This window comes from Xenorhabdus sp. PB30.3, assembly GCF_963895965.1.
GTDB classification, from domain to species: Bacteria; Pseudomonadota; Gammaproteobacteria; order Enterobacterales; family Enterobacteriaceae; genus Xenorhabdus; species Xenorhabdus stockiae.
Map to the genome: position 1 here is coordinate 1 of NZ_CAWQMW010000198.1, position 13,877 is coordinate 13,877.

Annotated in this window: 11 protein-coding genes; 9 read left to right on the forward strand and 2 right to left on the reverse strand. The window is 43.1% G+C overall.

Translation table 11 applies throughout. The annotated features are described in order from the left end of the window. Positions 1-307: 307 nt before the first annotated feature. The 3 genes from AACX38_RS20625 to AACX38_RS20635 are packed head-to-tail and all read left to right on the forward strand — an operon-like array spanning position 308 to position 1,957. Positions 308-655, forward strand: coding sequence for an SH3 domain-containing protein (locus AACX38_RS20625; RefSeq protein WP_228865477.1), 348 nt, complete (start codon positions 308-310; stop codon positions 653-655). 3 nt (positions 656-658) lie between these two features. Further along, the gene (locus tag AACX38_RS20630; RefSeq protein WP_228865478.1) at positions 659-1,630 is read left to right on the forward strand and encodes a threo-3-hydroxy-L-aspartate ammonia-lyase; all 972 of its coding nucleotides are present in this window, start codon (positions 659-661) and stop codon (positions 1,628-1,630) included. Between the two features lie 15 nt (positions 1,631-1,645). Beyond that, entirely contained in the window at positions 1,646-1,957 is a 312-nt protein-coding gene (locus AACX38_RS20635) for a hypothetical protein (protein WP_099121929.1), read from the forward strand. A 36-nt stretch (positions 1,958-1,993) separates the two neighbouring features. Here AACX38_RS20635 and prpR read toward each other — a convergent pair whose 3' ends face one another. Beyond that, positions 1,994-3,658, reverse strand: a complete 1,665-nt coding sequence (gene prpR, locus AACX38_RS20640) for a propionate catabolism operon regulatory protein PrpR (RefSeq protein WP_228865481.1) — start codon at positions 3,656-3,658, stop codon at positions 1,994-1,996. A 290-nt stretch (positions 3,659-3,948) separates the two neighbouring features. On the opposite strand from prpR, the gene prpB reads away from it, so the two are divergent. The 4 genes from prpB (at position 3,949) to AACX38_RS20660 (ending at position 9,645) form a co-directional block, all read left to right on the forward strand. Then, entirely contained in the window at positions 3,949-4,854 is a 906-nt protein-coding gene (gene prpB / locus AACX38_RS20645) for a methylisocitrate lyase (RefSeq protein ID WP_228865483.1), read from the forward strand. Further along, the gene (gene prpC, locus AACX38_RS20650) at positions 4,847-5,995 is read left to right on the forward strand and encodes a bifunctional 2-methylcitrate synthase/citrate synthase (protein ID WP_228865485.1); all 1,149 of its coding nucleotides are present in this window, start codon (positions 4,847-4,849) and stop codon (positions 5,993-5,995) included. The genes prpB and prpC overlap by 8 nt, the downstream gene beginning before the upstream one ends. A gap of 74 nt (positions 5,996-6,069) precedes the next feature. After that, a complete protein-coding gene (locus tag AACX38_RS20655; RefSeq protein ID WP_228865495.1) occupies positions 6,070-7,533 on the forward strand; it encodes a bifunctional 2-methylcitrate dehydratase/aconitate hydratase in 1,464 nt (487 codons plus the stop codon). Between the two features lie 222 nt (positions 7,534-7,755). Beyond that, positions 7,756-9,645, forward strand: a complete 1,890-nt coding sequence (locus tag AACX38_RS20660) for a propionate--CoA ligase (protein ID WP_228865487.1) — start codon at positions 7,756-7,758, stop codon at positions 9,643-9,645. Between the two features lie 227 nt (positions 9,646-9,872). On the opposite strand, the gene AACX38_RS20665 is transcribed toward AACX38_RS20660, so the two are convergent. Further along, positions 9,873-10,502, reverse strand: a complete 630-nt coding sequence (locus AACX38_RS20665) for a glutathione S-transferase family protein (protein ID WP_228865489.1) — start codon at positions 10,500-10,502, stop codon at positions 9,873-9,875. Between the two features lie 324 nt (positions 10,503-10,826). On the opposite strand from AACX38_RS20665, the gene AACX38_RS20670 reads away from it, so the two are divergent. Both AACX38_RS20670 and pepT read left to right on the forward strand, forming a co-directional pair. After that, the gene (locus tag AACX38_RS20670; RefSeq protein WP_228865491.1) at positions 10,827-12,377 is read left to right on the forward strand and encodes an AbgT family transporter; all 1,551 of its coding nucleotides are present in this window, start codon (positions 10,827-10,829) and stop codon (positions 12,375-12,377) included. Positions 12,378-12,412: 35 nt separating this feature from the next. Continuing rightward, complete coding sequence (gene pepT / locus AACX38_RS20675; RefSeq protein WP_228865493.1) at positions 12,413-13,645, forward strand: peptidase T; 1,233 nt, start codon at positions 12,413-12,415, stop codon at positions 13,643-13,645. Positions 13,646-13,877: the final 232 nt, after the last annotated feature.

Consider the following 13,877-nt stretch of genomic DNA (forward strand, 5'->3'; position numbering starts at 1 on the left):
TATGAAAACATTTTAAAAAGAAATTCACGCCGGAATAATAATATAACAATATTAATAATATTATTTCGAAATTATATAACCTACTCCTGCTTTTTATTTTTTATATTACCTCTAAAGTTAAATAGATATACAATTTACTCCAATGTATAATCGCTAACTATTACTTCAGCTACTACATTAATTTTTACTCTTCGTCTTTCAAGTTACTTCTTTGTTGTCCGCAACACCTCTTGAAATCCATTGAGTATATATCTTATGAATTTTGAGTAATCGCCTGAAAACGGCAAATATAAATTCAGGAGAAAATATGTTTGGTAAAGGTACTGTAATCAAGAACTACACCAGCGCTTATCCAACTCCGATCCGGTTGCAGTCTGGTGATATCGTTTCAGTCAGCCACTGTGATATAGAGTACCCTTATTGGGTGTGGACGACAGATAAATCAGAAATAAGTGGCTGGGTTCCCCAACAGCTCCTACGTTTTACTCAGGTTAATCAGGCAATTTGTATGGAAAACTACATTGCACATGAATTAACTGTAAAAGCCGGTGAATTACTCTATCTGGAAAATTTATTGAATGGTTGGTTCTGGGCCCACAAAGAGTGTGGCGAAACAGGCTGGATACCACAGGATTATATAACTCAGGAGATTTAAGTAATGACGTTTGTTCCCGATTATCGTGATGTTTCAGAAGCCCACTCCCGCATTAAAAACTATATCCACAAAACCCCTGTATTTACCTCAAATACGGTTAATCAGATATTCGACGCTGAAGTCTATTTCAAATGCGAAAACTACCAACGAATGGGAGCATTTAAATTTCGTGGCGCAATGAATGCATTATCCCAGTTTAGTGATGAACAGAAAAAAGCAGGGGTTATTGCTTTCTCTTCCGGTAATCACGCTCAGGCTATTGCCTTATCAGCTAAGATGCTCAATATTCCCGCCACAATTGTGATGCCACATGATGCCCCTAAAGCTAAAATTGAAGCAACAGAAGACTATGGTGGCAAAATTGTTTTTTATGACAGATATACTGAGGATAACAAGGCTATAAGCCGTAATCTGGCAGAAAAACACGGTCTGACTTTGATCCCGCCTTACGATCATCCACATATTATTGCAGGGCAAGGCACTGTAGCCAAAGAGTTATTTGAAGAAATCGGCGAACTGGATACTCTGTTTGTCCCGCTCGGTGGCGGTGGTCTGTTATCCGGCTCGGCATTATCTGCTTCTCAGTTGTCCCCGAAATGCCAGGTTTTTGGTGTCGAACCTGAAGAGGGTAATGACGGGCAACAATCTTTCAGAAAAGGTGAGATTGTATATATTGATACTCCAAAAACAATTGCAGATGGCGCACAAACACCACATCTAGGTCAGCATAATTTTGACATTATTCGTCACCTTGTGACAGATATCCTGACAGCCTCAGATAAAGAGCTGGTTGATGCGATGTATTTTCTGGCAGAGCGAATGAAAATGGTTGTTGAGCCAACAGGTTGCTTGGGTTTTGCTGCGGCAAGAGCGGTAAGGGAACAGTTGCAGGGCAAGCGTATAGGTATTATCTTGAGCGGAGGCAATATCGATATGCAACGATATGCTAGTTTTTTAGCAAAAAAATTAGATTAATAGGGAATTAATTACATGGAATCATACCCAAACAGCCAAATGGCTGTACTTTATTACGATAGCGAACCCGTAACTGATTTTCGCTGTTCCGTCAATTTTTCAAACGGGTATTTAACCATATCTTATGAAGACGAAGATGATAATGGTAACACCATAATAACCAAATATGTCGGTGAAGAGCGTTCTCGAGGCCACTGGGAATTAAAAGGTGATGATGGGGAAAATAGTCGAGCAACTCTACACCAATTTGATAATGGAAGAATATTAGAAGGAAGCTGGCACTGTGATAATTATTCAGGTATGTGGCGTATTACTCTGAATAAGTAAAATTTATTTATCCCTCTATCCTAGATAGGGGGTTTATTAATTTTTATCCTGCTCCAGCTTCAGTCTCCGCCATAATGTCGTGCGGCTGATCCCCAGATATTCCGCAGCGGCCTGTCGGTTACCCGAAAAGTGCGCCACAATATCACTCAATGAAATATAATGCTCCAGAGGTGATTTTTCTGTAAAAGAATGAGATGCGGTTTTTACTATTTGCATATTATTCATTACGCCAATTTCAACCTGACGCTCAGGAGAAAGTGACAATATCAGAGCAGGAGTTAATATCTGTTCAGGATTAGCACTCGTATAGAGAGCAATTCGCTCCATCAGGTTACGCAGTTCTCTCACATTACCCGGCCAGTGATAAGACCGTAATACTTCATCACACTGAGAAAGTTCACGTACCCTTAAAGGTGAAACACGCAAATTAAGAGCCGCACATGCCCGCCGAAAATACTCCTGAGCCAGCATATTGATATCGTTTTCCCGCTCCCGTAACGCCGGAAGATTAATACGCAATACATTTAAACGATAAAACAGATCAACACGGAAACGCCCTTCCCTTACCCACTGATCCAAATCAACATGAGTTGCACAAATAATACGCACATCAACGGCAATCGGACGATATCCCCCAACCCTGACAACCGATTTCTCTTCCAATACTCTCAATAACCGGGTCTGTAGCGGCAATGGCATTTCACCAATCTCATCAAGAAATAACGTTCCCCTGTGCGCAACTTCAAATAACCCAGCCCGCCCGCCACGTCGTGAACCAGTAAATGCACCTTCTTCGTAGCCAAACAATTCTGCCTCTAATAACGATTCGGCGATTGCACCGCAATTAACAGCAACGAATGGCCGGGGATTTTTTCTTTTTAACTGCCCATAGCGAAGGGTATATTCATGATGGATAGCCTGTGCAACCAGCTCCTTTCCGGTACCGCTTTCTCCCTGAATCAATACGGTCGCTGTCGAACGGGCATATAACGTGATTGTACTTCGCACACGCTCCATTGCTGCGGAATTGCCCCGAATATCATTGATCGTATGTCGAATACGCAGTTTATCTTCGGTAGGGTAAGGTGAAATTACTGCCTGATTAAGTCTGGCCATCTTAGCCATATCCAACGCATCATGAAATGCCTGCCGGATAGAATCAGCGGAATAGACAAAAACACCCACCAGCCCCGCTTCATACGCCAAATCGGTGATAAGCCCAGTTCCTACAATCACCTGAATACCAACTGCCTTCAACGCATTAACCTGTGTTCTGGCATCCTCTGCCGTTGCATAGCTGCGTTGTTCTATGCGCAGATGAAAACGTTGCTGAAATTCCTCCAGCGCAGGTAAGGTGTTTTGGTAGGAGATGACGCCAATGCGGGAGCTGATTTGCCGGGCGCGAGCCAATGCCTGCATGAAATCAAAACCACTGGCTTTGGCTATGATCACCGGGACTGAAAGCCTGCTTTTCAGGTAGGCACCATTAGAACCCGCACATATTACGGCATCACAATGTTCGTTTTCCAGACGCTTACGGATATGTTGCACTGCCTGTTCAAAACCAAGGTGGATCGGTGTGATATCAGCCTGATGATCAAACTCCGGTGTAATGTCGCGAAAAAGGTCAAAAAGGCGGGAGATAGAGACTGTCCAGATGACAGGCTTATTGCTGTCACGCTCTGAGGCATGTATTGGCATGATATACCTCCTTTTTCTTTTCTGCTCATTTTTTATTACGTTTCACTTAAACAAAATAAAACAATAATGAAACATAGCTGTTTAAAATTGAAACAAGTATATATTATAATCAACAGAAAGTCAGAAACGACATCACAGCAAAAAATAATTATCCATTTGATTATTAAATTAAAATAAAAATACCCCTATCTATTTCCTATCCTTTCCTCCCATTTCTGCTTTTTGGCATAAGCCTTGCTTTGTTAATAAGTTAGTACAGATAAGTTTCATTTTTAATAATGGAGTTACATATGGGATTTTATTCTGCCGGTTTGACTTTTCGTCAGGCAATAAAAGACGAATCTCCGTTACAGGTGGTAGGCGCCATCAATGCAAACCACGCCCTGCTGGCGAAGCGAGCCGGTTATAAGGCCATTTATCTTTCCGGCGGCGGAGTTTCAGCAGGTTCATTAGGTTTGCCTGATTTGGGTATCTCAACATTGGATGATGTACTAACCGATACCCGACGCATCACTGATGTGTGCGATTTACCTCTTCTGGTAGATGCAGATATCGGCTTTGGATCCTCCGCATTTAATGTGGCCCGCACAGTTCAGTCTATTATTAAAGCAGGCGCTGCCGGACTGCATATTGAAGATCAGGTCGGTGCAAAACGTTGTGGCCATCGGCCAAATAAAGAGATTGTCTCCAAAGAGGAGATGGTCGATCGCATTAAAGCAGCCGTTGATGCCCGTAATGATGAACATTTCGTCATTATGGCACGTACTGATGCGCTGGCAGTAGAAGGACTGAATGCTGCCCTTGACAGAGCTGAAGCTTATAGAGAAGCAGGAGCAGATATGCTGTTTCCGGAAGCTATCACAGAGCTACTAATGTATAAAACCTTCGCCGAAAAAACACAAATTCCAATACTCGCAAACATCACCGAATTCGGAGCCACCCCACTTTTTACGCTTGAAGAACTCAAAAGTGTGGATGTCTCTATCGCTCTTTATCCCCTGTCTGCATTTCGAGCCATGAATAAGGCAGCTGAGCAAGTCTATGCGGCTCTCCGGCGCGATGGCACGCAAAAGAATGTGCTCAATATGATGCAAACCCGTAATGAGCTTTACGAAAGTATCAACTATTACGATTTTGAGCAGAGGCTGGATGCCCTGTTTTCCCAGAAAAACAATCGAGGTGATACACATGAATGAACAATTTATAGGGATTAAACCGAAAAAATCTGTTGCTCTGTCAGGTGTTACAGCGGGTAATACCGCACTTTGTACCGTTGGGAAAAATGGCAAGGAATTGCATTACCGGGGCTATGATATTTTTGATTTGGCCTCCCACTGCGAATTTGAAGAAGTTGCCTACCTGTTAGTCCATGAAAAGCTGCCTTCCCGCGCCGAACTGGTTGCCTATAAGGCCAAACTTAAAGCATTAAGAGGTCTGCCGAGTAGCGTTAAATCCGCACTGGAAGCACTACCCGCAGTTGCCCATCCGATGGATGTGATGCGCACAGGAGTCTCCGTTCTCGGTTGTACATTGCCGGAAAAAGAGGATCATAATCCTGCTGCTGCCCGCGATATCGCTGACCGCCTACTCGCTTCTCTCAGCTCGATATTGCTTTATTGGTACCACTATAGTTATAACGGACGTCGTATTGATGTAGAAACTGATGATGATTCTATCGGGGGTCACTTTCTGCATCTTTTACATGGGCAAAAACCACGGGCATCGTGGGAAAAAGCAATGCATACTTCCCTTATCCTGTATGCAGAGCATGAATTCAATGCTTCAACTTTTACCAGCCGGGTGATTGCCGGTACAAACTCCGATATTTACTCTGCCATTATCGGTGGGATCGGGGCGCTGCGAGGTTCAAAACACGGTGGTGCCAATGAAGCTTCATTTGATATTCAACAGCGTTATGATACGCCTGATGAAGCAGAAGCTGACATTCTCCGCCGTCTGGAGAGAAAAGAAGTGATTATTGGCTTCGGGCATCCGGTTTATACCATTGCTGATCCACGCCACAAGGTGATCAAAGAGGTTGCCCAAACCCTATCCAAAGAAACCGGCACACTGAAAATGTTTAATATTGCCGATCGCATTGAATCAGTGATGAGGGATGAGAGAAAAATGTTCCCGAATCTCGACTGGTTTGCGGCGGTGTCGTATCACATGTTGGGAGTTCCTACAGCCATGTTTACCCCACTGTTTGTGATTGCACGTACTTCCGGCTGGGCTGCTCACATTATTGAACAGCGTATTGATAATAAAATTATTCGTCCCACTGCTAATTATACCGGCCCGGAAAATCTGCCGTTTGTCCCGATTGAAAAGCGCTGATACTCGCTAATAAATACCCTGATAAACAGTATATTAATGCAACTTTTCCAAAAGGATTGATTATGTCTACCTCTATGCCTGCCTCTACACTGACTTCCGTTGTGAATAACCGGCCTGAATACGACCAAGTGATTGTAGATATCGTGGATTACGTCATGGACTACATCATCGTTTCCCCCATTGCCTATGTCACCGCCCAACACACATTCTTAGACGCTTTAGGCTGTGGTTTAGAAGCACTGGAATACCCCGCCTGTACTAAATTACTCGGCCCGATTGTGCCGGGAACAGTTGTTCCCAATGGAGTACGAGTACCGGGAACTCAATTCGAACTCGATCCCGTGCAGGCCGCATTCAATATCGGCACACTCATCCGCTGGCTGGATTTTAACGACACCTGGCTGGCGGCTGAATGGGGGCATCCGTCTGATAATTTAGGCGGGATCCTTGCTGTCGCTGACTGGTTGTCAAGAAATGCCGTCGCCCGTGGAGAAGAGCCACTAACCATGTGGGATGTCTTTGCAGCCATGATTAAGGCATACGAAATTCAGGGTTGTCTGGCACTGGAAAACTCATTCAATAAAGTCGGTCTGGATCATGTTGTTTTGGTAAAAGTTGCTTCAACCGCTGTGGTTGCACAAATGATGGGGCTGGATCGTGAACAGATATTAAGTGCCGTATCACTCGCGTGGGTAGATGGCCAGTCTTTACGCACCTATCGCCATTCGCCCAATACAGGCTCCCGTAAATCCTGGGCAGCAGGCGATGCCACTTCCCGCGCCGTTCGTCTGGCGCTGATGGCAAAACAGGGTGAAATGGGTTACCCTTCCGTATTAACCGCCAAAAACTGGGGCTTTTATGATGTTCTCTTTAGAGGCGAATCATTTCAGTTTCAGCGCCCTTATGGCAGTTATGTGATGGAAAACATTTTGTTCAAAGTTTCTTTCCCTGCTGAATTTCATGCTCAGACTGCGGTTGAAGCTGCCATGCAGCTACATCATCAACTGAAAGCGCTGGGAAAAACTGTCGAAGATATCGCCCAAATCACTATTCGCACCCATCAGGCTTGCATCCGCATCATTGATAAAAAAGGCCCGCTGCATAATCCGGCAGACCGGGATCACTGCATCCAGTATATGGTTGCCATTCCATTACTGTTTGGGCGTCTCACTGCGGCAGATTATGAAGATGATGTTGCCAGAGATCCGCGCATTGATACTCTGCGGGAAAAAATAATCTGTGTTGAAGATGTTAATTTCACACAGGATTACCATGACCCAGAAAAACGTTCTATTGCTAATGCCCTGACTATGACTTTTAATGATGGCAGCCAGCTTGATGAAGTCATAATAGAGTTCCCAATCGGGCACAGACGACGCCGTGCCGACGGTGTTCCCGCATTGCTGGAAAAATTCAGAACCAATCTGGCACGGCGTTTCACCGAAAAACAACAACAAAAAATTCTGGCAGTCTCCCTTGACCTTAACGATATAAAAGACATCCCCGTAAACGAGTACCTTGATTTATACAGTATTTAATCTGCAATTTATTTATACACAATGGATTTCAAGATGCGTCGCGGCGGCAAGGGAGTAAATCCCCGGGAGCATAGATAACTATGTGACTGGGGTGAGCGAGCGCAGCCAACAAAGAGGCAACTTGAAAGACGAAGTGTATAGTGGTTCTGGTTCCAGAACCACTATCCTTACACTACATCAGGAAAATATTACGTCAGGAAAAATATCTCGTTAGGAGAAATTATGTCATTTCAAGATTTTTACCGACGTTCGATTGATGACCCCAGCGGTTTCTGGGCAGAACAAGCCAGACGGATTCATTGGCAGCATCCTTTTGAACAAACGCTGGATCACAGTGATCCTCCTTTTGCCCGCTGGTTTTGCGGCGGAAAAACTAACCTATGCTACAACGCGTTAGATCGCTGGCTGGAAAGTCAGCCTGATTCCAAGGCGTTAATTGCGGTTTCTACAGAAACAAATACCGAGCAAGTCTTCACCTATCGGGAGTTATATCAGGAAGTCAATCAGGCAGCCGCGATTATGCTTTCCCTCGGTGTCAAAAAAGGCGACCGTGTCGTGGTATATATGCCGATGGTGGCTGAAGCCCTGTTTATCCTGCTTGCCTGTGCCCGCATCGGTGCTATCAACTCCGTTGTTTTTGGCGGGTTTGCGGCCCATAGTCTTGCTACCCGATTAGATAATGCAGAGCCGATACTGGTCGTTTCCGCTGATGCAGGATCGCGGGGAGGAAAAATTATCCCCTACAAGCCATTATTAGATGAAGCCATTGAACTGGCAGCACATACACCACGTCATGTATTGATGATAAACCGTGGTTTGAGTGAGATAAATTGGGTCAAAAACAGGGATCTGGATTTCGCAACATTGCGGCAGGCTCATCTGGGTACCGAAGTCCCTGTAGCATGGCTCGAATCTAATGAAGTTTCCTGTGTGCTCTATACGTCTGGGACAACAGGAACACCCAAAGGGGTGCAACGGGATGTTGGTGGTTATGCCGTTGCGCTGGCAACATCCATGGATATTATTTTTGGCGGTAAGCCCGGAGGAACATTCTTCTGCACATCAGATATCGGCTGGATTGTAGGGCATTCCTATATTGTTTATGCCCCGCTGATTGCCGGAATGGCAACCGTTATGTATGAAGGGCTGCCCATCCGACCGGATGCCGGGATTTGGTGGCGGATTGTGGAAAAATATCACGTCACCAGAATGTTTTCTGCGCCAACAGCCATTCGAGTCCTGAAAAAATACCCAACAGACAATATTGCTCAATATGATATTTCCTCTCTTGAAACACTCTATCTGGCAGGTGAACCCCTCGACGAACATACCGCACGCTGGATTACTGAAACCATTAATGTCCCTGTGATTGACAATTACTGGCAAACTGAAACTGGCTGGCCAATTATGGCAATTGCACGAGCACTGGATGACAGGCCCGGTCGTTTTGGTAGCACTGGCTTCCCGATGTACGGTTTTAACGTCAAATTAATTAATGAACTAACCGGACAAGAATGTGGTGATAACGAAAAAGGAATGGTGGTTATCAAAGGTCCCTTACCTCCGGGGTGTATCCAGACCATTTATGGTGATAATCACCGTTTTGTGAATACCTACTGGAAACACTTCGATCAACAAGTTTATTCTACTTTTGACTGGGGTATTCGTGACAGTGAAGGCTACTACTTTATTTTAGGGCGTTCGGATGATGTGATTAATGTTTCTGGTCATCGTCTGGGAACCCGGGAAATAGAGGAGTGTATTGCAAGCCATGAAGATGTTGCAGAAGTTGCCGTTATCGGTATTAAAGATGATGTAAAAGGACAAGCTGCTGTTTCCTTTGTCGTCCTCAAAGAGGGAAAAGAAATTCAGAATGCTGACCACTTTGCAACATTGGAAAAATCGCTGATGGATCTGGTCGATAAAAAGATTGGCAGTGTCGGGCGTCCGGCTCGTATTTATTTTGTCACACAATTACCTAAAACCCGCTCAGGGAAAATGTTGCGCCGTACTATGCAGGCGATTTGTGAAGGCCGTACCCCCAGTGATATTGCTTTGATAGAAAACCCAGCGTCACTGGATGTAATACGTGATGCGGTTTCTCATCATTAATACTAGCGGATTACGACATTCTCGCGCCTATTTAAACGGTGTTTAGCAGGAGGATATTACTATACAACTGTACTACATTTTCCCAGCTACTTTTACCCATTCCTGCTCCGTGCCAATGCGGAGCTTTTTTTATTTTTTAATGAGTTGTGTGATATTTGAAATCAGAGCGCATTTCCTGCGCTCCTCAATTAATTTATTGTTTTTTAGCGGAGATAAAAAACAGTATATCAATGCGCAATTTCAGGCTCTTTTTGTGCAGCTTCCAGCCATTCCACCATAGCCGGATGTTTTAGGAACCGATCAATCCATGCCTGACTCGCAGGTGAAAATTTCAACCCGTAAGTTCTGGCCCGGAAAGCTACCGGTGCAAAAAATGCATCCACTGCCGTGAAAGAATTTCCTGCCAGCCATTCACCACCAAATCTGCTTAGCCCTTCAGACCAAAGTTCATCAAGCCGAGAAAGATCGCTCTGTAATTCAGGGGATATTTCGGTTAATGCAATTGTTTTTGTGCAATTCATTGCACAAATCTGGCGTAATGCAGTAAAACTAGAGTGCATTTCTGCTGCTGCACTTCTTGCCCACGCTCTGGCAGTACGATCTTCTGGCCATACCTGAGCATGTTCCTCTGCAACATATTCAGTAATAGCCAGTGTATCCCAAACTGTAATATCACCATCTACCAGACAAGGTACAAGACCCGTTGGTGAGAATGCCTTAAATTTCTCATGGCTACTTTTACCATCTTCAAAGTAACTTAACTGCTCGTTGAAAGGAATATTCAGAGCCTTGAGCAGAATCCAGGGACGCAACGACCAGGAAGAGTAATTTTTATTAGCTATCCATAATGTATACATCGAATTTCTCTCTGTTAATCCCTTTATATTTGAATATGTCGCTTTACTGACTACCATTCAAAATATATTGGGTGTGATGGTGAATATTGACACACGAGAACATTATAGTTTTTTTCTACCGGAGTAAACATATATATCAAACTGACTTTTAATATTGACATCAGTCGTATAGAGCCTATAGTTTTTTTATCCAAAGCCTTAGATATTTTAGACAACAGACCTATTGAAGATGCGGAAAAAATTAATGAAAAAGTGATATTCTTTTAATAAACGCTGAACTGCGGTGTGATCGTATTATTCAAATAACTTGAGTAAATTGCAAATATGACAACAAGTGCTTATCCCGAAAAAAAAGGATTTTTAAACCGTGTCGAACGTATAGGTAATGTTATGCCGGGCGTAACAATGTTATTTGTTTATGCCCTGATAATCTGTTGGCTTTTATCGTTTTTACTTTCCTTCGTAAATTTTGATTATCATCATCCCGTCTCGAAAGAGAGAATATCTATTGTTAATCTTTTCCAATATGAAGAAATTATATTATTCGTGACAGGAACAGTGAAAAACTTTATTAATTTCCCGCCATTCGGAATTACAATCGTTTCAACGTTGGGAATTGGGATTGCAGAAAGTAGTGGTTTTATAAAAACAGCATTGAAAAAAATGCTTTCTTTCATTACCCCCAAAATGCTGACCCCAACCGTTGCTTTTGTCGGTATTGTTTCACATCTGGCGTCGGATTCAGCTTATGTTATCTTAATGCCGGTTTCCGCCATGATGTTTTATGCCTGTGGCAGGCATCCTCTTGCGGGTATTGCTACCGCATTTGCCGGTCTTGCTGGTGGTTTCACTGCAAGCTATACGCCTTCTATCATTGATCCGATCATGCAGAGCTTCACACAGGATGCGGCTCAGATGATGGCGCCCGGTTACCATGTGAATGTGCTCTGTAACTACTTTTTTAGCCTTGGTGCTACATTTGGTGTCATTTTAATCTGCTGGTTCATCACAGAGAAAATTGTGGAACCCTGGTTGAACAAGAACTGCCCTATTTCAACAAATATTGAAACAGATACTGACAAAGATCTGGAAAAAATTACACCTGAAGAAAATCGTGCATTTCGAATTGCCGGATCCACCGTGTTATTACTGGGTATAGGTCTTATCGCCTTATTATGGCCGGAAACATCGCCAATGCGGGCACCGGATGGCAGCATGACCAGCCCTAAAGCCCCTATTATGCAGATAGTTGTCCCGCTTTTATTCCTGTTTTTCGCTGTGCCGGGTATCGTTTATGGCTATTTAACGAAATCCTTTACTTCAAGCCGCGATGTCGTTAAATCAATGGAAAACATCACACAGTCATTAATCCCATTTATTGTTTTTGTGTTTTTTGCCGCTCAGTTTCTGTATTCATTTCATCATTCAAATCTGGGTACATTATTAGCCTTATCCGGTGCAGAACTACTACGTACACTCGAAATGCCATCCGGTCTGACTGTACTCGGTGTGATCATATTAACGGCTATCATTAATATTATGATCACGTCGGCAACTTCAAAATGGGCAATTATGGCGCCAGTACTTGTACCGATGCTAATGGCTGTCGGTATTTCTCCTGAATTAACACAAGCCGCTTTTCGGGTGAGTGATTCAGCTATGAACGTCAGTACACCAATGTTCCCGTTCTATCCTTTGATTCTCATGTATTGCCAGAAATACTATAAAAATGCGGGTATCGGCACTTTATGCTCAATGATGCTCCCATTCACCATTGGTTTGCTAATTATTTTAACAGCAACGCTCTATGTATTCTGGACATTTGATATTCCGATTGGTTTCGACAGTGGTTACACATGGCACCCTGCACAATAGTGTCGTCATATATTGAATACAAGAGGGAAGAAAAAATGAATGAATTAGGTCAACAGCTTGAACAACGTTTCTACCGCTATTTAGCTATCGAAAGCCAGAGTGATGCCTCCAGCATTATTGTACCGAGTACCGAAGGGCAACGTAAGCTAGCTGAATTATTAGCGAAAGAGCTGGAAGGTTATGGCCTCGCTGATATTTATATTGATGAGCACGCCATTCTTTATGCTGTGCGTCGTGGTAATAAACCATCAGCCCCCAAGATTGGTTTTGTGACCCATCTGGATACTGTTGATGTCGGATTGTCGGCAGTCATAAAACCTCAGACTTTGCTTTATGAGGGAAAAGATTTATGTCTGAACAGCCAAGAAGATATCTGGTTTAAAACAAGTGAACACCCGGAAGCCGCCCCTTATATTGGTGAGCCAATCATTTTCAGCGACGGAACCAGTGTTCTTGGTGCAGATAACAAAGCTGCGGTTACCGTTATTATGGAGCTGATGGATAAATTACAGCAGGCGAAATTTGACTATGGTGATATCTATGTAGCTTTTGTCCCTGATGAAGAAATCGGGCTGCGTGGTTCCAAATTGATGGATCTATCCCGTTTCAATGTTGATTTTGCTTATACAATTGACTGCTGTGCACTGGGGGAAGTCATCTATGAAACCTTCAATGCAGCCTCTGTCGAAATGACAATCACAGGCATTACCACGCACCCAATGTCTGCAAAAAACGTATTATTAAACCCAATCAGGGTCGCATATGATTTTATCGGCTGTTTTGATAAATATGATACACCTGAGCATACTGAACATCGGGAAGGTTATTTTTATTTTACGAACTTAATCGCTAATCCAGATAATGCAAAAATCAAAATGGCCATCCGTGATTTTGACCGCAATAGCTATAAAGAGCGTAAAAATTATGTTACTCAGTCAATTGAACTTATCCGTGCCCGTCACCCTCGGGCAAAAATAGATTATAAAATCGAAGATGTCTACAGCAATATTAGCGACTCATTAGGTGACGACCGTACCGCAATTGACCTGATTCTTGAAGCACTCAAAATTCAGGGAATTACTGCTAATATTATTCCGATGCGTGGTGGTACAGATGGCTCAGCTTTATCTGCAAGAGGTATTCTGACACCAAATTACTTTACCGGGGCCTTGAATTTCCATTCTCGTTTTGAGTTTTTGCCGGTTAGCTCATTTGAAAAAAGCTACCTGGTCACGGAAACCATTTGTCGCTTAGTTGGGAAAAAATAAAAACTGATTTAAATAAATAATAAACGGCCATCATCTACCAAATTGGTGGTTGTTTAATCACAAGAGTAAATAACCTAATAGATTAACAGTAATTATCTTCACAATAGAAATAATTACAAATGATATATACTTAGTAACAACTTTAATTAATAAACTAAATTCATAAATACGAAATCTTGCTTGATTAATTAAACTTATTTTCATATATCTAAGATGAATATATTTATTCCAT